Source organism: Streptomyces sp. B8-7, assembly GCF_058833805.1.
In genome coordinates this window covers 1,424,406-1,445,294 of record NZ_JBYRRL010000001.1, presented here as the reverse complement: position 1 = coordinate 1,445,294, position 20,889 = coordinate 1,424,406, and the positions used below count along the sequence as shown (strand labels likewise).

At 74.5% G+C, this 20,889-nt stretch carries 21 protein-coding genes and 2 pseudogenes; 3 read left to right on the top strand and 20 right to left on the bottom strand.

The features are described from left to right. Nucleotides 1-216: 216 nt before the first annotated feature. Complete coding sequence (locus AC5K6T_RS06020) at nucleotides 217-948, bottom strand: VIT1/CCC1 transporter family protein (protein WP_493206284.1); 732 nt, start codon at nucleotides 946-948, stop codon at nucleotides 217-219. A 515-nt stretch (nucleotides 949-1,463) separates the two neighbouring features. On the opposite strand from AC5K6T_RS06020, the gene rbsK reads away from it, so the two are divergent. After that, nucleotides 1,464-2,357 carry a ribokinase gene (gene rbsK / locus AC5K6T_RS06015; RefSeq protein ID WP_493206282.1) on the top strand — a complete coding sequence of 298 codons (894 nt, stop codon included), beginning with the start codon at nucleotides 1,464-1,466 and terminating at the stop codon, nucleotides 2,355-2,357. A 179-nt stretch (nucleotides 2,358-2,536) separates the two neighbouring features. On the opposite strand, the gene lgt is transcribed toward rbsK, so the two are convergent. From lgt to hisI, 11 genes and pseudogenes are all read right to left on the bottom strand, one after another. Then, complete coding sequence (lgt, locus tag AC5K6T_RS06010; protein WP_493206281.1) at nucleotides 2,537-3,652, bottom strand: prolipoprotein diacylglyceryl transferase; 1,116 nt, start codon at nucleotides 3,650-3,652, stop codon at nucleotides 2,537-2,539. Between the two features lie 81 nt (nucleotides 3,653-3,733). After that, nucleotides 3,734-4,507: a DsbA family protein gene (locus tag AC5K6T_RS06005; RefSeq protein WP_493206279.1), complete on the bottom strand. Its 774-nt coding sequence runs from the start codon at nucleotides 4,505-4,507 to the stop codon at nucleotides 3,734-3,736. Between the two features lie 104 nt (nucleotides 4,508-4,611). Then, a complete protein-coding gene (gene trpA, locus AC5K6T_RS06000) occupies nucleotides 4,612-5,427 on the bottom strand; it encodes a tryptophan synthase subunit alpha (RefSeq protein WP_493206277.1) in 816 nt (271 codons plus the stop codon). Continuing rightward, on the bottom strand, nucleotides 5,424-6,707 hold the full coding sequence (trpB, locus tag AC5K6T_RS05995) for a tryptophan synthase subunit beta (protein WP_493206275.1): 1,284 nt from the start codon (nucleotides 6,705-6,707) through the stop codon (nucleotides 5,424-5,426). Before trpB ends, trpA begins: the two co-directional genes overlap by 4 nt. A 79-nt stretch (nucleotides 6,708-6,786) precedes the next feature. Further along, the gene (gene trpM, locus AC5K6T_RS05990) at nucleotides 6,787-7,026 is read right to left on the bottom strand and encodes a tryptophan biosynthesis modulator TrpM (protein WP_493206273.1); all 240 of its coding nucleotides are present in this window, start codon (nucleotides 7,024-7,026) and stop codon (nucleotides 6,787-6,789) included. Nucleotides 7,027-7,048: 22 nt separating this feature from the next. Next, nucleotides 7,049-7,858, bottom strand: coding sequence for an indole-3-glycerol phosphate synthase TrpC (gene trpC, locus AC5K6T_RS05985; RefSeq protein ID WP_493206272.1), 810 nt, complete (start codon nucleotides 7,856-7,858; stop codon nucleotides 7,049-7,051). Nucleotides 7,859-7,997: 139 nt separating this feature from the next. After that, entirely contained in the window at nucleotides 7,998-8,450 is a 453-nt protein-coding gene (locus AC5K6T_RS05980) for a DUF2752 domain-containing protein (protein ID WP_493206270.1), read from the bottom strand. Between the two features lie 155 nt (nucleotides 8,451-8,605). After that, nucleotides 8,606-8,881 (bottom strand): HGxxPAAW family protein, encoded by a 276-nt coding sequence (locus AC5K6T_RS05975; protein WP_493206269.1) that lies wholly within the window; start codon nucleotides 8,879-8,881, stop codon nucleotides 8,606-8,608. Between the two features lie 349 nt (nucleotides 8,882-9,230). Next, nucleotides 9,231-9,887 (bottom strand): annotated as a pseudogene (locus tag AC5K6T_RS05970) (TIGR02234 family membrane protein); the annotation flags it as partial. Between the two features lie 148 nt (nucleotides 9,888-10,035). Beyond that, nucleotides 10,036-11,532 (bottom strand): annotated as a pseudogene (locus AC5K6T_RS05965) (anthranilate synthase component I); the annotation flags it as partial. Nucleotides 11,533-11,543: 11 nt separating this feature from the next. Then, nucleotides 11,544-11,936 (bottom strand): phosphoribosyl-AMP cyclohydrolase, encoded by a 393-nt coding sequence (gene hisI, locus AC5K6T_RS05960; RefSeq protein ID WP_493206268.1) that lies wholly within the window; start codon nucleotides 11,934-11,936, stop codon nucleotides 11,544-11,546. A gap of 254 nt (nucleotides 11,937-12,190) precedes the next feature. Between hisI and AC5K6T_RS05955 the strand changes: the two genes are divergently transcribed. Beyond that, nucleotides 12,191-12,826, top strand: coding sequence for a TIGR03085 family metal-binding protein (locus AC5K6T_RS05955; protein ID WP_493206267.1), 636 nt, complete (start codon nucleotides 12,191-12,193; stop codon nucleotides 12,824-12,826). A gap of 72 nt (nucleotides 12,827-12,898) precedes the next feature. On the opposite strand, the gene hisF is transcribed toward AC5K6T_RS05955, so the two are convergent. From hisF to hisD, 8 genes are read right to left on the bottom strand one after another with little or no spacing between them, the layout of a single operon-like run. After that, complete coding sequence (hisF, locus tag AC5K6T_RS05950) at nucleotides 12,899-13,654, bottom strand: imidazole glycerol phosphate synthase subunit HisF (RefSeq protein WP_493206266.1); 756 nt, start codon at nucleotides 13,652-13,654, stop codon at nucleotides 12,899-12,901. Then, complete coding sequence (locus AC5K6T_RS05945; RefSeq protein WP_493206264.1) at nucleotides 13,651-14,064, bottom strand: RidA family protein; 414 nt, start codon at nucleotides 14,062-14,064, stop codon at nucleotides 13,651-13,653. Before AC5K6T_RS05945 ends, hisF begins: the two co-directional genes overlap by 4 nt. Beyond that, on the bottom strand, nucleotides 14,061-14,786 hold the full coding sequence (gene priA / locus AC5K6T_RS05940; protein ID WP_493206263.1) for a bifunctional 1-(5-phosphoribosyl)-5-((5-phosphoribosylamino)methylideneamino)imidazole-4-carboxamide isomerase/phosphoribosylanthranilate isomerase PriA: 726 nt from the start codon (nucleotides 14,784-14,786) through the stop codon (nucleotides 14,061-14,063). Before priA ends, AC5K6T_RS05945 begins: the two co-directional genes overlap by 4 nt. Beyond that, nucleotides 14,783-15,517 (bottom strand): imidazole glycerol phosphate synthase subunit HisH, encoded by a 735-nt coding sequence (gene hisH / locus AC5K6T_RS05935; RefSeq protein WP_493206262.1) that lies wholly within the window; start codon nucleotides 15,515-15,517, stop codon nucleotides 14,783-14,785. The genes priA and hisH overlap by 4 nt, the downstream gene beginning before the upstream one ends. Beyond that, nucleotides 15,514-15,678 (bottom strand): hypothetical protein, encoded by a 165-nt coding sequence (locus tag AC5K6T_RS05930; protein WP_493206261.1) that lies wholly within the window; start codon nucleotides 15,676-15,678, stop codon nucleotides 15,514-15,516. The genes hisH and AC5K6T_RS05930 overlap by 4 nt, the downstream gene beginning before the upstream one ends. After that, nucleotides 15,675-16,268 (bottom strand): imidazoleglycerol-phosphate dehydratase HisB, encoded by a 594-nt coding sequence (gene hisB / locus AC5K6T_RS05925; RefSeq protein ID WP_493206259.1) that lies wholly within the window; start codon nucleotides 16,266-16,268, stop codon nucleotides 15,675-15,677. Before hisB ends, AC5K6T_RS05930 begins: the two co-directional genes overlap by 4 nt. Beyond that, nucleotides 16,265-17,383: a histidinol-phosphate transaminase gene (locus AC5K6T_RS05920; protein WP_493206257.1), complete on the bottom strand. Its 1,119-nt coding sequence runs from the start codon at nucleotides 17,381-17,383 to the stop codon at nucleotides 16,265-16,267. Before AC5K6T_RS05920 ends, hisB begins: the two co-directional genes overlap by 4 nt. After that, a complete protein-coding gene (gene hisD / locus AC5K6T_RS05915; RefSeq protein WP_493207371.1) occupies nucleotides 17,380-18,705 on the bottom strand; it encodes a histidinol dehydrogenase in 1,326 nt (441 codons plus the stop codon). Before hisD ends, AC5K6T_RS05920 begins: the two co-directional genes overlap by 4 nt. Nucleotides 18,706-18,933: 228 nt before the next feature. Between hisD and AC5K6T_RS05910 the strand changes: the two genes are divergently transcribed. Then, nucleotides 18,934-20,448, top strand: coding sequence for an oxidoreductase (locus tag AC5K6T_RS05910; protein ID WP_493207369.1), 1,515 nt, complete (start codon nucleotides 18,934-18,936; stop codon nucleotides 20,446-20,448). The last annotated feature ends 441 nt before the right edge of the window (nucleotides 20,449-20,889 follow it).

Genomic DNA, 20,889 nt, shown 5'->3' with positions numbered 1-20,889 from the left:
CAGGTGCCGCGCTCGGCGGCGAAAGCCTGTGATCGACCGGCACGGACAGATCCATGTCCGCCGGACCGAGAGGGCGGGTGGGCTTCGTCGCCCGTCCCGCGGGCGCGCCGCAGGCCTCATTGCCCACAGCGCTTACGGCTCATGCCCCGTGGTCATGCATCCGAAACCAGCGGGTAACGGGTTACTTATGCAGCCGTTCGCATACGTACCGGCGGGTCATCCTACGGCGATGCCGAACAGGCTGCCCAGGAGGTACGTCACACCGGCCGCGGCGCCGCCGAGGGCGAGCTGCCGCAGCCCGCTGAACCACCAGCTGCGGGCGGTGACCTGGGCGACCACGGCGCCGCAGGCGAAGAGCCCGAGCAGGGCCAGGACGACCGCGGGCCACAGTGCGCTCGCACCCAGCAGGTAGGGCAGCACGGGCAGCAGGGCGCCCAGCGCGAAGGAACCGAACGACGACACGGCCGCGACCAGCGGAGAGGGCAGGTCGCCGGGGTCGATGCCGAGTTCCTCGCGGGCGTGTATCTCCAGGGCCTGCTCGGGGTCGCGGGAGAGCTGCGCGGCGACCTGACGGGCCAGCGCGGGCTCCACACCCCGCGCCACGTAGAGTGCGGCCAGCTCGGCCTCCTCGTCCTGGGGGTGCCGCTTGAGCTCGTGCCGTTCGACGGCCAGCTCGGCCTCGACCAGCTCCCGCTGGGATGCGACGGAGGTGTACTCTCCGGCGGCCATGGAGAACGCGCCCGCCGCGAGCCCGGCGAGGCCGCTGAGCACCACGGTCTGCTGACCGGCGGCTCCGCCGGCCACACCGGTCATCAGGGCGAGGTTGGAGACGAGACCGTCCATCGCGCCGAACACGGCCGGGCGCAGCCAGCCGCCGTTCACATCGCGGTGGGTGTGGTTGTCGCGGTGCGCCTCGTGCAGCGCCGCCCCGGTCTCGATGATGGCCATCCGGAACTCCCCCAGTAAGCTGAGCCAAAGCTAAGTTTGGATCGGATCTACTTCTTGACGGGGCTTACGCTACGTCGCGCAAGGCCCGCCCGCCAGCGAGGAAAGGCTGCTCTAACCTGCGGTTTTCCCCGTCGGACGACAGGCCGGCGAGCACCCGCGCCAGAACCGCCGCAGGCCGGCACCCGGTCCGGCGGCCTCGTGCCGCAAGCCCGGACCGGATCTCCAGCGGGCCACCGCCGGCTCACCGGCGGATCCCGGTCCGGCCTCCGGCGGATCCCGGTCCGGCCTCCGGCCGGCCGGGAGCCGTCGGCGAACAGGGCTCCGGCCGGCCACCGGTTCCCCGCGACGCGCCCCGCCGGCGACGCACCCCGCGGGCCCGTCCCGTCCTGCCCGCCCGCACCCGGCGCACCGCGAGAGGGTCCGGGGAACGCGCCGGGTCGGGGGAACCCGCGGAACCGGCTGCCGGGGGGGATGATGCGGGGCATGACGCACGACCGCTTGGAGGCACTGAGCCCATGACGCACATCGCCGTCCTCGGCAGCACGAACATGGATCTCGTCGTGTACGTCGAGAAGGCCCCGCTGCGCGGGGAGACCGTGACCGGCCGGGAGTTCCGCACGGTCCCCGGCGGCAAGGGCGCCAACCAGGCCATCGCCGCCGCACACGCCGGAGCCACCGTCTCGATGATCGGCGCGGTCGGCACCGACTCCTTCGGGGCGCGGCTGCGCTCGGTGCTGGAGCACTCGGGCGTGGACACCGACCTGCTGCGGACCGTCGAGGGGCCGTCCGGGACCGCGCACATCGTGGTGGACGGCGAGGGCGGCAACGCCATCGTCGTGGTGCCCGGCGCCAACGGCACCGTCGACCACCTCGCCCCGGGCGACGAGGGCCTGATCGCCAGCGCCGACGCGCTGCTGCTCCAGCTGGAGATCCCGCTGCCGGCGGTCGTCGCGGGAGCGCGGGCGGCCCGCGCGCACGGCATCCGTACGGTCCTCACCCCCGCACCCGCCCGGCCCCTGCCGGACGATCTGCTGTCCGCGGTCGATCTGCTGGTGCCCAACGAGCACGAGGCCGCCGCGCTGACCGGCCGTGCGGACGCCCGCTCGGCCGCCCTCGCCCTGCTGGAGCAGGTCCCCGAGGTGGTGGTGACGCTCGGTGCGGCGGGCTGTCTGTACGCCGCACGGGGCACGGAGCCGGTGACGGTGCCCGCCCCGCAGGTCGCCGCGGTGGACTCGACCGGTGCCGGTGACACGTTCGTCGGCGCGCTCGCGGTGGCCGTCGGTGAGGGCCGGCCGATGCCGGAGGCGCTGCGCTGGGCCGCCCAGGCGGCGGCGCTGTCGGTGCAGCGGGAGGGGGCGTCGACGTCGATGCCCTACCGGTCGGAGATCGACGCCCGGTTCGGCGCCTGAGCCGGACGGCGAGGGCCTCCCCCACCGGTGCCCCGGGCGCCGACCGCGACCGGCGGGCGGCGTCCGCGGTGCCCCGTACCTGCCGGTGCGGGGCGCGGCCCCGGCACCCGCGTCCGCGGGGCGCCCCGTCGACTCGACTCGGGGCGCCCCGCGGGTGCGCTGTGCTCCTGAGGGAAGGCTCAGGCCTTCTTCGCGGACTCCGGCTCCGCCCCGCCCTCGCGCGCGGTGCCGGCCTCCGCGTCGCCGTCGCCGGCCGCGTCACCGCCGGGCTCCGCGGTCGTGCTCCCGTCGCCGCCGGTACCGGAAGCGGGCCGGCCGTCGCCGGACCCGGCGCCCCCGGTGTCCCCCGCCCCCTCGGGCTTCCCGGCGTCATCGGTCCCGGCGTCACCGGACTTCCCGGCGTCACCGGTCCCGGCGTCACCGGTCCCGGCGCCACCGGACTTCCCGGCGCCCTCGGTGTCCCCGTCCCCCGAGGGCTGGGCCCCGGGCTCGACCACCGGTTCCCGTCCGGGCCGCAGCCGCGCCGACACCACGATGTAGACCACCGCCAGCACGAACACCAGCAGCGAAGTCCAGTTGTTCAGGCGCAGTCCGAGGATGTGGTGGGCGTCGTCGACCCGCATGTACTCGATCCAGAAGCGGCCCGCGCAGTACGCCGCGACGTACAGCGCGAACGCCCGCCCGTGTCCGAGCCTGAACCGCCGGTCGGCCCAGATCACCAGGACGGCGACACCGATGCACCACAGCGACTCGTACAGGAACGTCGGGTGGTAGTAGCCGGGCACACGGCCGCCCGTGGAGGACGTGATGTGCAGGGCCCACGGAAGGTCCGTCTCCCGGCCGTACAGCTCCTGGTTGAACCAGTTGCCCCAGCGGCCGATGGCCTGCGCGAACGCGATGCCGGGGGCGACCGCGTCGGCGTAGGCGGGCAGCGGGATGCCACGGCGGCGGCAGCCGATCCACGCGCCCACCGCGCCCAGGGCGACCGCGCCCCAGATGCCGAGGCCGCCCTCCCAGATCTTGAAGGCGTCCACCCAGTCGCGGCCCTCGCTGAAGTACAGCTCGTAGTCCGTGATCACGTGGTAGAGCCGGCCGCCGACGAGGCCGAACGGCACCGCCCAGACGGCGATGTCGGCGACCGTGCCGGACCGTCCGCCGCGGGCGATCCAGCGCTTGTTGCCGAGCCAGACGGCCACGAAGACGCCGATGATGATGCAGAACGCGTAGCCGCGCAGCGGGAGGGGGCCGAGGTGCAGCACCCCGCGTGACGGGCTGGGAATGTAGGCAAGTTCCATGGCAAGGTCGACGCTACCCTGCCGGGCGGGCCCGGCGCCGGGCGCCCCGGCTACGGCTCCATAACGGGGCGGTGCGGCCGCTCACTGCTGCGCGGCCTCCACCATCTGCTTCAGCTTGGCGGGGGTCATCGTCTGGTCCTGGTAGATGTTCTCTCCGTCCAGCAGCACCGTCGGCGTGCCGGAGAAGCCGCCGCTGCGGAACGCGTCGTTGGACTTCTCGACCCAGCTGTTGTGACTGCCCTCGCGCACACAGGTGCGGAAGGCGGGCGTGTCCAGGCCGTCGACCTTGCCGGCCAGCTCGATCAGCCTGTCCTCGTCGGCGAAGGCGTCGTCGGTCTCCGGGGGCTGGTTGTCGTAGAGCACGTCGTGGTACGGCGTGAACTTTCCGGCGTCCTGGGCGCAGGCGGCGGCGTTGGCGGCCTTGCGGGAGCCGGTGCCGCCCAGGTTGCCGTCGATGAGGGTGGCCAGGCGGTACTCGACTCTCAGCTTCCCGGCGTCCGTCAGCTCGTGGATCGTCGGGCGGTACGCCGTCTCGAAGCCCTTGCAGGCAGGGCAGCGGAAGTCCTCCCAGACGGTGAGCGTGGAGGCGGCGCCGTCCTCGCCGACCGGGATGGCCAGGCTGTCCTTGCCCTGGGCGCCCGAGGGGGCCACGACCGGGCCGGCGCTGTCGCTCCCGTCGTCCTTGCCCGCGTTCGCCGCGATCACGCCGATCACCGCGGCGAGGCCGAGGACGCAGACCACGCTCGCGCCCACGATCAGCGCGCGCCGCCGCTTCTCGGCGGCCTTCTGCTTCTCCCGCTCGGCCGCCAGCCGCTCGCGGGCCGTCCGCTTTCCGTCACGATTCTTCTCGCTCACACCCCGGAAACGAACCGGGGAGGCGCAGCGCGCCTCCCCGGTCCCAGGTCCACCCGTTCGAGTGATGCCCGCACTCCGCGGCGGCCGGCGGCCGCCGCGGGCGGTCAGGCCCGGCCGCGCACGCCCTCGGCGAGTTCGCCGGCCAGCGCGCGGACCGCCTCGATCCCGGCCGCGTGGTCGGGGGCGTCCAGCATCCGCTTGACGAACGCGGAGCCGACGATCACCCCGTCGGCGAAGCCGGCGACCTCGGCGGACTGGGCCGCGCTGGACACCCCGAGCCCCACGCAGACGGGCAGGTCGGTGGTGGCGCGGGTGCGCCCGACCAGGTTCCGCGCCTCGGTGCCCACGGACGCGCGGGTGCCGGTGACACCCATCAGCGAGGCGGCGTAGACGAAGCCGCTGCCCGCCGCGGTGATCGCGCGCAGCCGCTCGTCCTTGCTGCTGGGGGCCACCACGAAGACCGTGGCCAGCCCGTGCTTGGCGGCGTGCTCCCGCCACAGCGCGGACTCCTGCACGGGCAGGTCGGGCAGGATGCAGCCGGCGCCGCCCGCCTCGGCCAGCTCGGCGGTGAACCGCTCGACGCCGTAGCGGTCGACCGGGTTCCAGTAGGTCATCACCAGCACCGGCTTGCCGGTCGCGGCGAACGCCTCGCGGACCGTGCGCAGCACGTCGGCGATGCGCACCCCGCCGCGCAGCGCGATGTCGTCGGCGGTCTGGATGACGGGGCCGTCCAGGACCGGGTCGCTGTGCGGCAGGCCCACCTCGACGACGTCGGCGCCGCCGTCGAGGACGGCGGTGATCGCCTCGATGCCGCCGTCCACGGTCGGGAACCCGGCCGGGAGGTAGGCGATGAGGGCGGCACGGCCCTCGGCGCGGGCGGCCGCGAGGGTGTCGGTCAGCAGCTGGATGTTCCCGCTCATACGGCGTCCCCCTCGATCTCGGCGGTGTCCGCGGCGTCGGCCGCGACCTCGGCGTCGGTGTCGTACAGGCCGAAGTAGCGCGCGGCGGTGTCCATGTCCTTGTCGCCGCGGCCGGACAGGTTGACCACGATCAGCCCGTCCCGGCCGAGTTCCCGGCCGATCTCCAGAGCGCCGGCCAGGGCGTGGGCGCTCTCGATGGCCGGGATGATGCCCTCGGTGCGCGACAGCAGGCGCAGTGCCTGCATGGCCGCGTCGTCGGTGACCGCGCGGTACTCGGCGCGGCCGGTGTCCTTGAGGTAGGAGTGCTCGGGGCCGATGCCGGGGTAGTCCAGTCCGGCGGAGATGGAGTACGGCTCGGTGATCTGGCCCTCGTCGTCCTGCAGCACGTAGGAGCGGGAGCCGTGCAGGATGCCGGGCTCGCCCGCGGTCAGGGTCGCCGCGTGCTCGCCGCTGTCCACCCCGTGTCCGGCGGGTTCGCAGCCGACGAGGCGGACCCCGGTGTCCGGGATGAAGGCGTGGAAGAGGCCGATGGCGTTGGAGCCGCCGCCGACGCAGGCCACGGCGGCGTCGGGCAGGCGCCCGGCGCGCTCCAGGAGCTGGCGGCGGGTCTCCACACCGATGACCCGGTGGAAGTCGCGGACCATGGCGGGGAACGGGTGCGGGCCGGCGACGGTGCCGAAGAGGTAGTGCGTGTGGTCGACGTTGGCGACCCAGTCGCGGAACGCCTCGTTGATGGCGTCCTTGAGGGTGCGGCTGCCGGACTTCACGGCGACGACCTCGGCGCCGAGCATGCGCATCCGGGCCACGTTGAGGGCCTGGCGCCGGGTGTCGACCTCACCCATGTAGACGGTGCAGTCGAGGCCGAAGAGCGCGCAGGCGGTGGCGGTGGCGACGCCGTGCTGGCCGGCGCCGGTCTCGGCGATCACCCGGGTCTTGCCCATGCGGCGGGTCAGCAGCGCCTGCCCGAGCACGTTGTTGATCTTGTGGGAGCCGGTGTGGTTGAGGTCCTCGCGCTTGAGGAACACCCGGGCGCCGCCCGCGTGCCCGGCGAACCGGGGGACCTCGGTGAGGGCGCTGGGCCTGCCGGTGTAGTGCACCAGCAGGTCGTCGAGCTCGCGGGCGAACTCGGGGTCGTTCCTGGCCTTGTCGTACTCGACGGCGACCTCGTCGACGGCGGCGACGAGGGCCTCGGGGATGAATGCGCCGCCGAACGCGCCGAAGTAGCCGTCGGGGTCCGGTACCCGGCCTTCCGGGTCGGGCACGAAGAAGTTGCTGGGCATGCGTGAGCCTCACGGTGAGTGGGGTGAACGGTCACGGTGCGCCGTGGGGCGGTGCCGGGGGTCCGGTGCCGGACGCCTGTCAGACGGTGCGCACCGTGCGGTGCGCGCACGACGGCGGCCGCGTCCCGGACCGGGCTCCGCGTCCCGGGCGGGCCTGCTGCCATCGGCGGCCGTTCACCTGGCCGGGCTCGTCGCCGATGACGTAGCGCACCCGGCGGCCGTGCACCCGGCGGGCGGGCGCGCGGCAGCCCCGGGGACGGCAGCCGCGCGCGAGGCGGGCGTGCGGGTCCCTGGGGGGCGGGGTGGTCGTCGGAGGCATCGCGGCTCAGCCTAGCGGGGGGTCAGCCCCGGCCGTGCCGCAGCGCGGGGTGCTCACCGGCCGCGACCAGGTCGGCGACGGCGCCCTTGGGGTCCTTGCCGGTCACCAGGGACTCGCCCACGAGGACCGCGTCGGCGCCCGCGTTGGCGTAGGCGATGAGGTCGTGCGGGCCGCGGACGCCGGACTCGGCGACCTTGACGACACTGCCGGGGATCTCGGGGGCGACGCGCTCGAAGGTCCCGCGGTCGACCTCCAGGGTCTTCAGGTTGCGGGCGTTGACGCCGACGACCTTGGCCCCGGCGGCCACCGCGCGCTCCACCTCGTCCTCGTCGTGGACCTCGACGAGCGGCGTCAGGCCGATGGACTCGGCGCGCTCGATGAGCGACTCCAGGGCCGGCTGGTCGAGGGCGGCGACGATCAGCAGCGCCAGGTCGGCGCCGTACGCACGGGCCTCCCACAGCTGGTACGACGTGACGATGAAGTCCTTGCGCAGCACCGGGATGTCGACGCGGGCGCGGACCGCCTCCAGGTCGGCGAGGGAGCCGCCGAAGCGGCGCTGCTCGGTGAGGACGGAGATGACGGCCGCACCGCCCGCCTCGTAGTCCGCGGCGAGTCCGGCCGGGTCGGCGATCGCGGCCAGCGCGCCCTTGGACGGGCTGGAGCGCTTGACCTCGCAGATGACCTTGACGCCCTCGCCGCGCAGCGCGGCCGCGCCGTCCTTCGCCGCGGGAGCCTTCGCCGCGCGCTCCTTGAGCTCGTCGAGGCTGACGCGCGCCTGCCGCTCCGCGAGGTCGGCTCGGACTCCGTCGATGATCTCGTCGAGCACACTCACGCGAGCGGCCCCCTTCCAGACGGTTGACAGTTCGTGCGACCAGGGGTGAAGCAATGGTCACTGCGATGGTATCCGGAAGGGGGCGAAGCCCTCGCATCCGGTTGACGGCGGTCCCAGAACCTGGACATTCCGTGACCGGTCAGGGAAGCAGCCAGGCGCCGAAGGGCAGGTTCCGGACAACCGTGAAGACCAGCAGCAACGTGCCCACGGCCCACAGCTGCGCCCGGCCGAGCTCGATGCGCAGCGGCCGTCCGCGCGCCGCGCGGACCACCCATACGGTCCACAGCACGGCGAAGCCGACGTAGGCGGCGACGGCCGGCGCGTTGGCGTGCAGGGCGGCGGAGAGGTCGCCGTGCACGAAGGCGTGCGCGCTGCGCAGCCCGCCGCAGCCGGGGCAGTACAGGCCGGTCAGGTGCAGCAGGGGGCAGACGGGGTAGTGGCCGGGTTCGTAGGGGTCGACGGTCCCGACGTAGGCGAAGGCCCCGGCGACGGCCGCGAGCATTCCGGCGGGTACGGCGAACCGGCGCAGGGGGCGGCCGTCGTGGTCGGCGGGGCGGGGCACTGGCCCGGGGTCGGCGTTCACGTCTCGCATTGTGCCCGCCGGGCGGTCTCCGGGCATGCCCGGGGGCGGCCCGGTCACCGGGCCGCCCCGTGGGTGAGCGGTTGCGCGAGTGCGCCGGGGCGCGGCCGCCCGCGTACGGCCGTGCCGGGCCGGTCGCGCCGGGCCGGTCGCGCCGGGTGCGGGGCTCAGCCCTCCGCGGGCACCGGCTCGCGGGACGCGGCCGCGGGGACCACGGGGGCGTCGGCCATGGCCAGCGGCTGGGCCTTGGGGGCACCCATGCCCATGGCGCGCATGGCGACACCGACGACGCCGCCGAGGACCACGACCACCATGCCGGCCCAGAAGCCGAGCGGGTTGTCCATCACCATGAAGGCGCCCGCGGCACAGAAACCGATGAAGGCGATGATGACACCCGTCCAGGCGGCCGGGGTGTGACCGTGACCGTCGCTGCTGCCCGCCATTGCTTGCTCCTCGTAGCTGTGTGCGTGTGTGAGCCTGACGCTCGTCGTCCATTGTCCCGTACGCGCGGGCGTGCGGGACGCGGGGGTGCGAACCGATCACGTCGGTTCCGTCACGTGGGTGGCGTCGCGTCCATGGCGTCACGTAGGTGGCGTCACGTCCATGGCGTCACGTCGGTGGCTCGCGCCCGCGGCACGGCCGTCAGGCCGGATCGGTGCCGGCGGAGCCGGTGCCCCTGCGAGCGGCACCCTCGGGGCCCGTGCCGGCGGGATCGGTGCCTGTGGGGTCGGTGCCGGTGAGGTCGGTGCCGGCGGGGTCGGTGCCGGCGGGATCGGTACCGGCGGGGTCGGTGCCGGTGGGGTCCTCGCCGCGGTCGAGCGCCTTCCACAGCTCCTCGGGCCGGTCGGGGTCGGCCGGCGGCCGGCCGCGGCGGGGGCGGGCGGTCCCGGCGCGCTCGTAGCGGCCGGACATCGCGGGCCAGTGCCGGCCGTGCCGCAGGGCGAGCAGCCCGGCGACCAGGATCAGCAGGCCGCCGGCCGCGGCCACGTAGGGCCAGGCCGTGTGGCCGAGCGCGCCGACCGTGGCGGAGGTGTCACCGGAGACCCGGGCGGCCTGCTCGTCGAGCGCGGAGCGGTCGGCGGCGCCCGCCAGGGCGGCCGCGACGGTACCGGCACCGGCCAGCGCGAGCAGCCCGGCGACCAGGAGGCGGCCGGCCCGGCGGACGGCGAACACGGCGACGAGCGCGGCCAGGCCCACCACCGCCAGCGCGGCGGGGACGCCGGTGACGTCGCTGCCGCTGACGCTCAGCGGGAAGTCGCCGCCGGCCACCGTCGCGGTGCCCTCCGACCAGCTGCGGCGGGTGGCCAGCAGCGTCACGGCCGCGCCGAGGGCCCCGCACAGCAGGGCGACGGCGAGGCTGCGGCGACCGCTCCGGGCGGTTCGGGCGGTTCGGGGGGTTCGGGCGGCTTCGGTACGGGGGTGAGGTACGGCAGCAGTCACGTACTCCACTATCACCCGGACCCCGGGTGAACCGGCACCCGGGGCCCGCGTGAGAAGCGCCCTAGTTTCCGCCCGGGACGCCGGGGGCGCCCCGCCCGGCCGCACCGCTCACCGCGGCCGGACCCCGCGAACCGCCCGGCCCGCCCGGGGCGTTGCCGCCGATCCGGTTCGCCGTGTGCACGGCGCGCAGCACCGCCGCCGCCTTGTTGCGGCACTCCTGGTCCTCGGCGGCCGGGTCGGAGTCGGCGACGATGCCGGCGCCCGCCTGCACATGGGCGGTGCCGTCGCGGAGCAGGGCGGTGCGGATGGCGATGGCGGTGTCGGAGTCGCCGGCGAAGTCGAGGTAGCCGACGCAGCCGCCGTACAGGCCGCGCCGGGACGGTTCCAGCTCGTCGATGATCTGCATCGCCCGCGGCTTGGGCGCGCCGGACAGGGTGCCGGCCGGGAAGCAGGCGGTGAGCACGTCGAACGCGGTGCGGCCGGGGGCCACCTTGCCGGTGACGGTGGAGACGATGTGCATGACGTGCGAGTACCGCTCGATCGACATGAAGTCGACGACCTCGACCGAGCCCGGCTCGCACACCCGGCCCAGGTCGTTGCGCCCGAGGTCGACGAGCATCAGGTGCTCGGCGCGCTCCTTGGGGTCGGCGAGCAGCTCGTCGGCGAGGGCCTGGTCCTCCTGCGGGGTGGCGCCGCGGTGCCGGGTGCCGGCGATGGGGTGCAGCATCGCCCGCCCGTCCTCGACCTTGACGAGCGCCTCCGGGGAGGACCCGACCACGTCGAAGGCGCCGCCGTCCTCGTGGGGCAGCCGGATCAGGTACATGTACGGCGACGGGTTGGTCGCCCGCAGCACCCGGTACACGTCCAGGGCGCTCGCCGTGCACGGCGTCTCGAACCGCTGCGAGGGCACCACCTGGAAGGCCTCGCCGGCCCGGATGCGCTCCTTGATGTCCTCGACGGCGTCCCGGAAGTCGGGGCCGCCCCAGCGGACGGTGTACTCCGGCAGCTCGGAGGGCGGCAGCACGGCCGGGGGCTGGGCGACCGGGCGGGCCAGGTCCGCCTCCATGGCGTCGAGGCGGGCGACGGCGTCCGCGTAGGCCTCGTCGACGCCGGTGTCCAGGTCGTTGTGGTTGATCGCGTTGGCGATCAGCAGGACCGAGCCCTCCCAGTGGTCCATCACCGCGAGGTCGCTGGTGAGGAGCATGGTCAGTTCGGGCAGCTTCAGGTCGTCGCGGTCGCCGGGGCCGATCTTCTCCAGGCGGCGCACGATGTCGTAGCCGAGGTAGCCGACCATGCCGCCGGTGAAGGGCGGCAGGCCCTCCTGGTGCGGGGTGTGCAGGGCCTCGACGGTGGCCCGCAGGGCGGCCAGCGGGTCGCCGTCGACGGGGACGCCGACGGGCGGGGTGCCGAGCCAGTGGGTACGGCCGTCGCGGACGGTCAGGGTGGCGGCGGAGCGGACGCCCACGAAGGAGTACCGGGACCACTGGTACGCGGCGCGTCCGTTCTCCGCGGACTCCAGCAGAAAGGTGCCGGGGCGCTCGGCGGTGAGCTTGCGGTAGAGCCCGACCGGGGTGTCGCCGTCGGCGAGGAGTTTGCGGGTGACGGGGACGACCCGCCGGTCGGTGGCGAGCTTGCGGAACGTGTCGAGGTCCATGGCGGCCGACCCTACTTCTCCCGGGCGGCGGCGCCGTCGCCCGCGTCCCCGAGCAGAACGGCCTCGTCGAAGCAGGTGCGCGCTCCCGTGTGGCAGGCGGCGCCCACCTGGTCGACCTTGACGAGCACGGTGTCGGCGTCGCAGTCCAGGGCCACCGATTTCACCCGCTGGACGTGGCCGGAGGTGTCGCCCTTGACCCAGTACTCCTGCCGGCTGCGGGACCAGTACGTGCAGCGGCCGGTGGTGAGGGTGCGGTGCAGCGCCTCGTCGTCCATCCAGCCGAGCATGAGCACCTCTCCGGTGTCGTACTGCTGGGCGATGGCGGGCAGGAGTCCGTCGGGGCTGCGCTTGAGGCGCGCGGCGATCTCGGGGGCGAGGCCGCTGGGCGGGGGCGTACTGGTCATGGGTGCCATTGTGCCGGGTGGTCCGGACGGTGACGGGCGGCCGTCCAGGGCGTGGACCCGGGGGCCGCGCTCCGGCCGGGTCCCCGGAGGCGTCCGGGAGGCGTCCGGGAGGCGTCTCGGGGGCGGCCCGGCGCCTTCGGTACCCGGGGCCGGCCGGCTGGGCCGCGCGGGCCTCCGGGGCCCGGGCCGGACGGGACGGGCGCGGGACGGAGCGTCCACTGGGCGGCCTCACCGTCCGGACGTAGGCTTGCCGCATGTCGACCTTCGCGATGCGTGAACGGCTTCTGCTCGCCGACCTCTTGGAAACCGCCGGACCGGACGCCCCGACCCTGTGCGAGGGCTGGCGCACCCGGGACCTGGCCGCCCACGTGGTGGTGCGCGAGCGCCGCCCCGACGCCGCCGGGGGCATCCTGATCAAGCAGCTCGCTCCGCGCCTGGACAAGGCGATGGAGGAGTTCGCGGCCAGGCCGTACGACGAGCTGCTCGACCTGATCCGCACCGGGCCGCCGCGGTTCTCCCCGTTCAGCCTCAAGCAGCTCGACGAGGCGTCCAACACGATCGAGTTCTATGTGCACGCCGAGGACGTGCGCCGCGCCCAGGAGGGCTGGACCCGGCGCGAGCTGGACCCCGTGTTCCAGGACGCGCTGTGGTCGCGGCTGGAGCGGACGGCCCGGCTGATGGGCCGCGGCGCCGCGACCGGGCTGGTGCTGCGGCGCCCGGACGGGCAGACGGCGGTCGCCCGCCGCGGCACGCCCGTGGTCACGGTGACCGGCGAGCCGTCGGAGCTGGTGCTCTACCTCTACGGCCGGCAGGCCGCGGCCGAGGTGGACGTGGAGGGCGACGCGGAGGCCGTCGCCCGGCTGCACGCGGGCAAGCAGCTCGGGATCTGACACCGGGGCGCGCCCCGGGCCCCTTCGCGGAGGGCCGGGGGCACGGCCCGGTCAGGCGGGCCGGGTGACGGGCTACCGGACGGGGTGGCCGGCCTCCCGCAGGGTCTGCTTCACCTCGCCGATGCGCAGGTCGCCGAAGTGGAACACCGAGGCTGCCAGCACCGCGTCCGCGCCGGAGTCGATGGCGGGCGGGAAGTGGCCGAGGCTGCCCGCGCCGCCGGAGGCGATCAGCGGCACCGACACATGCCTGCGGACGGCCTCGATCATCCGAAGGTCGTAGCCGTCCTTCGTGCCGTCGGCGTCCATCGAGTTCAGCAGGATCTCCCCCGCGCCCAGCTCGGCCGCCCGGTGCGCCCACTCGACGGCGTCGATGCCGGTGCCGCGGCGGCCGCCGTGGGTCGTCACCTCGAACGACCCGCCCGCGGTGCGCCGCGCGTCGACCGACAGCACCAGCACCTGGCGGCCGAAGCGCTCGGCGATCTCGCGGATCAGGTCCGGGCGGGCGATCGCGGCCGTGTTCACCCCGACCTTGTCCGCGCCCGCCCGCAGCAGCCTGTCCACGTCCTGCGCGGTGCGGACGCCGCCGCCGACGGTGAGCGGGATGAACACCTGCTCGGCGGTGCGGCGCACCACGTCGTAGGTGGTCTCGCGGTCGCCCGAGGAGGCGGTGATGTCGAGGAAGGTCAGCTCGTCGGCGCCCTCGGCGTCGTAGATCCTGGCCATCTCGACGGGGTCGCCCGCGTCCCGCAGGTGCTGGAAGTTGACCCCTTTGACGACCCGGCCGTTGTCCACGTCCAGGCAGGGGATGACTCGGACCGCCAGGGTCATGAACCGGACTCCTCCGACTGTGCTCGGTATGCCTCTATTTCCACTTCGACCAGGATGCGCGGGTCGATGAAGCCCTCCACGACGAGGAGGGTCGCCGCCGGGCGGACGGCGTCGAAGAACTCGTGGTGGGCCCGGCCGACCGCCTCGACGTCCCGCTGGTGCGTCAGGTACATCCGGGTCCGGATCACCGACTCGGGTCCCAGCCCGAACGCGGAGATCGCCTCCAGGGAGGTCGCGAACGCCGTTCTGGCCTGCTCGTAGGGGTCGCCCTCGCCGTGCAGCACCGCGCCGCGGAACGCCGTGGTGCCGCTGACCAGCACGCGGTCGCCGGCCGCGACGGCGCGCGCGTATCCGATGGACTCCTCCCAGGGGCTGCCGCTCTGCACCCGCCGTACGCCGTCGGACGTCATGACGCCACGGCCTCCAGCGCCTCTTCCAGGGTGAACGCCTCGGCGTACAGGGCCTTGCCGACGATGGCGCCCTCGACGCCGAGCGGCACCAGCGCGGCGAGGGCGCGCAGGTCGTCCAGCGAGGACACGCCGCCGGAGGCGACGACCGGGCGGTCGGTGGCCGCGCACACGTTCTTCAGCAGCTCCAGGTTGGGGCCCTGCAGGGTGCCGTCCTTGGCGATGTCGGTGACGACGTAGCGTGCGCAGCCCTCGCCGTCGAGGCGCTTCAGCGTCTCGTAGAGGTCGCCGCCGTCGCGGGTCCAGCCGCGGCCGCGGAGGGTGGTGCCGCGGACGTCGAGGCCGACGGCGATCCGGTCGCCGTGCTCGGCGATGACCCGCGCGACCCATTCGGGGGTCTCCAGGGCGGCGGTGCCGAGGTTGACGCGGGTGCAGCCGGTGGCCAGGGCTGCGGCCAGGGAGGCGTCGTCGCGGATGCCGCCGGACAGCTCCACCTTGATGTCCATGGCGCGGGTGACCTCGGCGACGAGTTCCCGGTTGTCGCCGGTGCCGAACGCGGCGTCCAGGTCGACCAGGTGCAGCCACTCGGCGCCGGCGCGCTGCCAGGCGAGGGCGGCCTCCAGCGGGGAGCCGTAGGAGGTCTCGGTGCCGGACTCGCCGTGCACCAGGCGGACCGCCTGGCCGTCGCGGACGTCGACGGCGGGGAGGAGTTCGAGCGTGCTCACAGGGTTCCGATCCAGTTGGTGAGGAGCTGGGCTCCGGCGTCGCCGGACTTCTCGGGGTGGAACTGGGTGGCCCACAGGGCGCCGTTCTCGACGGCGGCGACGAAGGGCTCGCCGTACGTCGTCCAGGTGACCCTGGGGGCGTCGATGCGCGGGTTGTGGATCTCCAGCGTCCAGTCGCGGACGGCGTAGGAGTGCACGAAGTAGTAGCGCGCGTCCGCGTCGAGACCGGCGAACAGCTCCGAGCCGGCCGGTGCGTCGACGGTGTTCCAGCCCATGTGGGGCACGACGCCGGCCCGGAGCGGTTCGACCGCGCCGGGCCACTCGTCGAGGCCCTCGGTCTGCACGCCGTGCTCGATACCGCGCGCGAACAGGATCTGCATGCCCACGCAGATGCCCATCACGGGGCGCCCGCCGGACAGCCGCCGGTCGACGACCCAGTCGCCGCGGGCCTCCCTGAGGCCCTTCATGCAGGAGGCGAAGGCGCCGACGCCGGGCACCAGCAGGCCGTCGGCGTTCATCGCGGTGTCGAAGTCGCGGGTGATCTCCACGTCGGCGCCGACGCGGGCGAGGGCGCGCTCCGCGGAGCGGACGTTGCCGAAGCCGTAGTCGAAGACGACGACCTTCTTGGACCGGGACCGGGACCCGGATCCGGTCCGGGATCCGGTCCGGGATCCGGTCTGGGATCCGGTCTGGGATCCGGTCTGGGATCCGGTCTGGGATCCGGTGCTCAATTCCACACCTCCAGCCGCACCACGCCGGCGAGCAGGCACATGCCGGCGCCGATCGAGAGGAGCACGATCAGGCTCTTCGGCATCTGCTGCTTGGCGAAGGAGATGATGCCGCCGACGAGGAACAGCCCGACGACGATCAGGACGGTCGACAGGCCGTTCACAGCGCGCCCTTCGTGGAGGGGAGGATGCCGGCCGCGCGCGGGTCGCGCTCGCTGGCGTAGCGCAGGGCGCGGGCGAGGGCCTTGAACTGGCACTCCACGATGTGGTGCGCGTTGCGCCCGTAGGGCACGTGCACGTGCAGGGCGATCTGCGCCTGGGCCACGAAGGACTCCAGGATGTGCCGGGTCATGGTGGTGTCGTAGGCGCCGATCATGGGGGCCATGTTCTCGGGCTCGGTGTGCACCAGGTAGGGCCGGCCGCTGAGGTCGACGGTGACCTGGGCGAGGGACTCGTCCAGCGGGACCGTGCAGTTGCCGAAGCGGTAGATGCCGACCTTGTCGCCGAGGGCCTGCCGGAACGCGGCTCCCAGGGCGAGGGCGGTGTCCTCGATGGTGTGGTGGGAGTCGATGTGCAGGTCGCCCTCGGTCTTCACGGTGAGGTCGAACAGGCCGTGCCGGCCGAGCTGGTCGAGCATGTGGTCGTAGAAGCCGACCCCGGTCGCCACGTCGACCTGGCCGGTGCCGTCGAGGTCCATCTCGACGAGGACCGAGGTCTCCTTGGTGACCCGCTCCACGCGTCCTACGCGGTTCATGCGCTCTGCTCCTTCTTCAGTTCACGGACCGCGTCCAGGAACGCGTCGTTCTCCTCGGGGGTGCCGGCGGTGACCCGCAGCCACCCCGGTACGCCGTTGTCCCGGACCAGGACGCCCCGGTCGAGGATCCGCTGCCAGGCGGCGTGGGCGCCGCCCTCGCCGTCGAAGCGGCCGAACTGCACGAAGTTGGCGTCCGAGGCCGTCACCTCGTAGCCGGTCGCACGCAGTTCGGCGACCAGCCGGTCCCGTTCGGCCTTGAGCTGCTCGACGTAGCCGAGCAGGGTGTCGGTGTGCTCCAGCGCGGCCAGCGCGGTGGCCTGCGTGACGGCCGACAGGTGGTACGGCAGCCGGACCAGCTGCACGGCGTCCACCACGGCCGGGTGCGCGGCGAGGTAGCCCAGGCGCAGGCCGGCCGCGCCGAACGCCTTCGACATGGTGCGCGAGACGACCAGGTGGGGCCGGCCCGCGAGCAGCGGCAGCAGCGAGTCGCCGTGGCTGAACTCGACGTACGCCTCGTCGACCACCACCATCGACGGCCTGGCCGCCTGCGCCGCCTCGTACAGCGCACGGACCGTGTCGGCCGGGACCGCGTTGCCGGTGGGGTTGTTGGGGGTGGTGACGAAGACGACGTCGGGACGGGTCTCGGCGACGGCGCGCTCGGCGGCCGGAAGGTCGATGCCGAAGTCCTCGCCGCGGGGCCCGGCGACCCAGCGGGTGCCGGTGCCCCGGGCGATGAGGGCGTGCATGGAGTACGACGGCTCGAAGCCGAGCGCGGTGCGGCCGGGGCCGCCGAAGGTCTGCAGCAGCTGCTGGATGACCTCGTTGGAGCCGTTGGCGGCCCACACCTGGTCCGGGCCGACCTCGTACCCGCAGCTCCGGGTCAGGTAGGCGGCGAGCCGGGTGCGCAGCTCGACGGCGTCGCGGTCGGGGTAGCGGTTGAGGTGGCGGGCGGCCTCGCGCACCCGCTCGGCGATCCGCTCGACCAGCGGCTCCGGCAGCGGGTAGGGGTTCTCGTTGGTGTTCAGCCGTACGGGGACGTCCAGCTGGGGCGCGCCGTAGGGGGACTTGCCGCGCAGCTCGTCCCGTACGGGGAGGTCGTCGATTCCGGGGTTCACTTGCTCGTCGGTACCTTCCAGCCGAACCGTGCCTTGACCGCTGCGCCGTGTGCGGGCAGATCCTCCGCCTCCGCCAGTGTGACCACGTGGTGGGCGACGTCGGCCAGCGCCTCGCGGGTGTAGTCGACGATGTGGATGCCGCGCAGGAAGGACTGGACGGACAGGCCGGAGGAGTGGCAGGCGCAGCCGCCGGTGGGCAGTACGTGGTTGGACCCGGCGGCGTAGTCGCCGAGGGAGACCGGCGCCCAGGGGCCGATGAAGACCGCGCCGGCGTTGCGCACCCGGTCGGCGACGGCGGCCGCGTCGGCGGTCTGGATCTCCAGGTGCTCGGCGCCGTAGGCGTTGACGACGCGCAGGCCCTCGTCGACGCCGTCGACCAGGACGATCGCGGACTGCTTGCCGCTGAGCGCGGGCATGATGCGGTCCTCGATGTGCTTGCTGGCGGCGACCTGGGTGACCAGTTCCTTCTCCACCGCGTCGGCGAGGTCCGGCGAGTCGGTGACCAGGACGGCGGCGGCGAGCGGGTCGTGCTCGGCCTGGCTGATCAGGTCGGAGGCGACGTGCGCCGGGTCGGCGGTGGCGTCGGCCAGGATCGCGATCTCGGTCGGACCGGCCTCGGCGTCGATGCCGATCCGGCCGGTGAAGTAGCGCTTGGCGGCGGCGACCCAGATGTTGCCGGGGCCGGTGACCATGGCCGCGGGCGGGCAGGACTCGGTGCCGTGGGCGAACATCGCGACGGCGGTGGCGCCGCCGGCCGCGTACACCTCGTCGACGCCGAGCAGTGCGCACGCGGCGAGGATCGTCGGGTGCGGCAGGCCGCCGAAGCCGGCCTGGGCGGGTGAGGCGAGCGCGACGGAGGCGACGCCGGCCTCCTGGGCGGGCACGACGTTCATCACGACGGACGACGGGTAGACGGAGCGGCCGCCCGGGGCGTACAGGCCGACCCGGTCGACCGGCACCCACTTCTCGGTGACCGTGCCGCCGGGCACGACCTGGGTGGTGTGGGCGGCGCGGCGCTGGGCGCGGTGGACCAGCCGGGCGCGCCGGACGGACTCCTCCAGGGCGGCGCGGACGGCCGGGTCGAGCTCGTCCAGGGCCCGGGTGAGCGCCTCCGCGGGGACCCGGACGGACTCCAGCCGCACCCCGTCGAACTGCTCCGCGAAGTCGATCAGCGCCGCGTCGCCGCGATGATGCACGGCCTCGCAGATCGGGCGCACCTTCTCCAGGGCGGCCTGAACGTCGAAGTCGGCTCGGGGCAGCAGGTCGCGCAGGGCGGGGCCCTCCGGGAGGGCGTCGCCGCGCAGATCGATTCGGGAGATCATTCGGGAGATCACGGTGCCAATTCTCGCAGACCGGCGTCCCGGGCCGTTCGCGCGTATCAATGGCTGATACAACCCCGGGTGCCTCACCGTCACCATCGGCGTTCGGCGCGTCACCCACCGGGCATGAACGGTCGTACCCGGCGTGCGTGACGCCGGGGAGGGAGGCGTTCGGTCGTGACCGAGGGGCACGGGGAGCCGCCGGAGGACCTGACGGCCGCCGAGGTGGGCATGTGGCAGGCGTTCCGCAACGGCAGCGTGTACGACCTGGGCAGCGGGGACCGGGCGGCCGACGATCCGCACGGCGGGCGGCCGTGGGGTCCGGAGCGGACCGTGCGGGCGCGGATCGTGTGCTGGCTGCTGCTGGACGGGCCGCCCGCGCTGGCCGGGCGGGTGTCGTCGCTGAAGCTGTCCGGGGTGCGGATCCGGGACACGGTGGACCTGGCGGGCGGCACGGTGGTGCCCTACGTCGAACTGCGCGGCTGCCGGTTCGACCGGGAGGTGCTGGTGCCGGAGGCCCGTTTCACCACGCTGCGGCTGGTGGACTGCGCGGTGCCGCGGCTGGAGGCCGCCCGGGTGCACACCGAGGGCGATCTGCACCTGCCGCGCTGCCGCTTCCCGCACGGCGTGCGGCTCACCGACGCGCACATCGGCACCGACCTGATGCTGAACCAGGCCGTCGTCGGCGCCGACCGGCACGGCCGCTCCATAGCCGGGGACGGCCTGAGCGTGGGGCAGGACGTGCAGGCCGAGCTGCTTCAGTCCCGCGGCGAGCTGCGGCTGCGCGGCGCTTCGGTCGGCGTGTCGCTGAGCCTGCGGGGGGCGCGGCTGGCCAACCCGGAGGGGCGGCTCGCGCTCAACGCGCCGCAGCTGACCGTGGGCCGCACGGTGTACATGACCCCGGCGGCGGTCGACGGCGGCCTGCTCAGCGGGCTGACGCCGCCGCGCGGGACGCGGATCCAGCCCTTCGAGTGCGTGGGCGGGGTCCGCCTGGACGACGGCCGGTTCGGGGACGCCGTGGACCTGGAGCGGGCCCGGCTGGAGCTGGCGGAGGACCAGGAGCTGTCGCTGCGCCGGGTGCAGACGCCCGAGCTGCGCTTCCTCGGTGAGGCGCCGCGGTTCGGCAGTGTGGCGCTGTCCGGGGCGCGGGTCGTGAACCTGGTGGACCGGGCGGCCAGCTGGCCGGGGCCCGGCCGGCTCCACATCGGCGGGTTCGCGTACGAGAACCTGGTCCCGCACGGGCCGTTCTCGCCCGCCCAGCGGCTGGCGTGGGTGGCCGCGGCGACCGCGGAGTACAGCCCGGAGCCGTACGAGCGGCTGGCGTCCGTGCTGCGGGCGGGCGGCGAGGACGTGGACGCCCGCAGGGTGCTGCTCGCCAAGCAGCGCCGCCGGCGCGAGACGCTGCCGCTGGGGCCCAAGGTGTGGGGGTACCTCCAGGACTGGGTGGTGGCCTACGGGTACCGGCCGGGGCGGGCCGCGCTGTGGATGGTGGTGCTGTGGGCGGCGGGCTCGCTCGCCTTCGCCTTCGCGGGCCGGCCCGCGGTGAAGGAGGACGCCGGGGACCCGCCGTGGAACCCGCTGCTGTTCGCCCTCGACCTGCTGCTGCCGGTGATCGACCTGGGGCAGGCCGGGATGTGGCAGCTGCGGGGCGGCTGGCAGTGGCTGGAGGCGGCGCTGGTCCTGCTGGGCTGGGTCCTGGCGACGACGGTCGCCGCGGGAGCCACCCGGCTGCTGCGACCGGGGTGACGCCGGGGCCGCCGCGGCCGGGCGCGCCCGCGGCGTCGCTGCGCGGCGAGGGCTCCCGGCACCGCGGCGGCCCCGGCGGTCCCCGAGGCCGCGGCCGGGCTCGGGACCGCCGGGGGCTCGGGGCCGCCGGGGGCTCGGAACCGCGGCCGGGCTCGGGACCGCGGGCCGGGCCGGGTACCGCGGTCGGGCCAGGGACCTGCGGTGTCTCCGGTGGCTGCCGCGGTCCGGGGCCCTGGGAACTGCTGTGGCCCGAGCGACCCAGGGGGCTGTTGAGGCCCGGGTGACCCCGGGGCCTGCTGAAAACGAAGGGCCTGCTGAGGTCCAGGGGCCTGCTGAGGTCCAGGGCCTGCTGAGGTCCTCCCGGGGGCCTGCTGAGGTCCAGGGGCCTGCTGAAGTCCAGGGGCCTGCTGAAGTCCAAGGGCCTGCTGAGGTCCAGGGCCT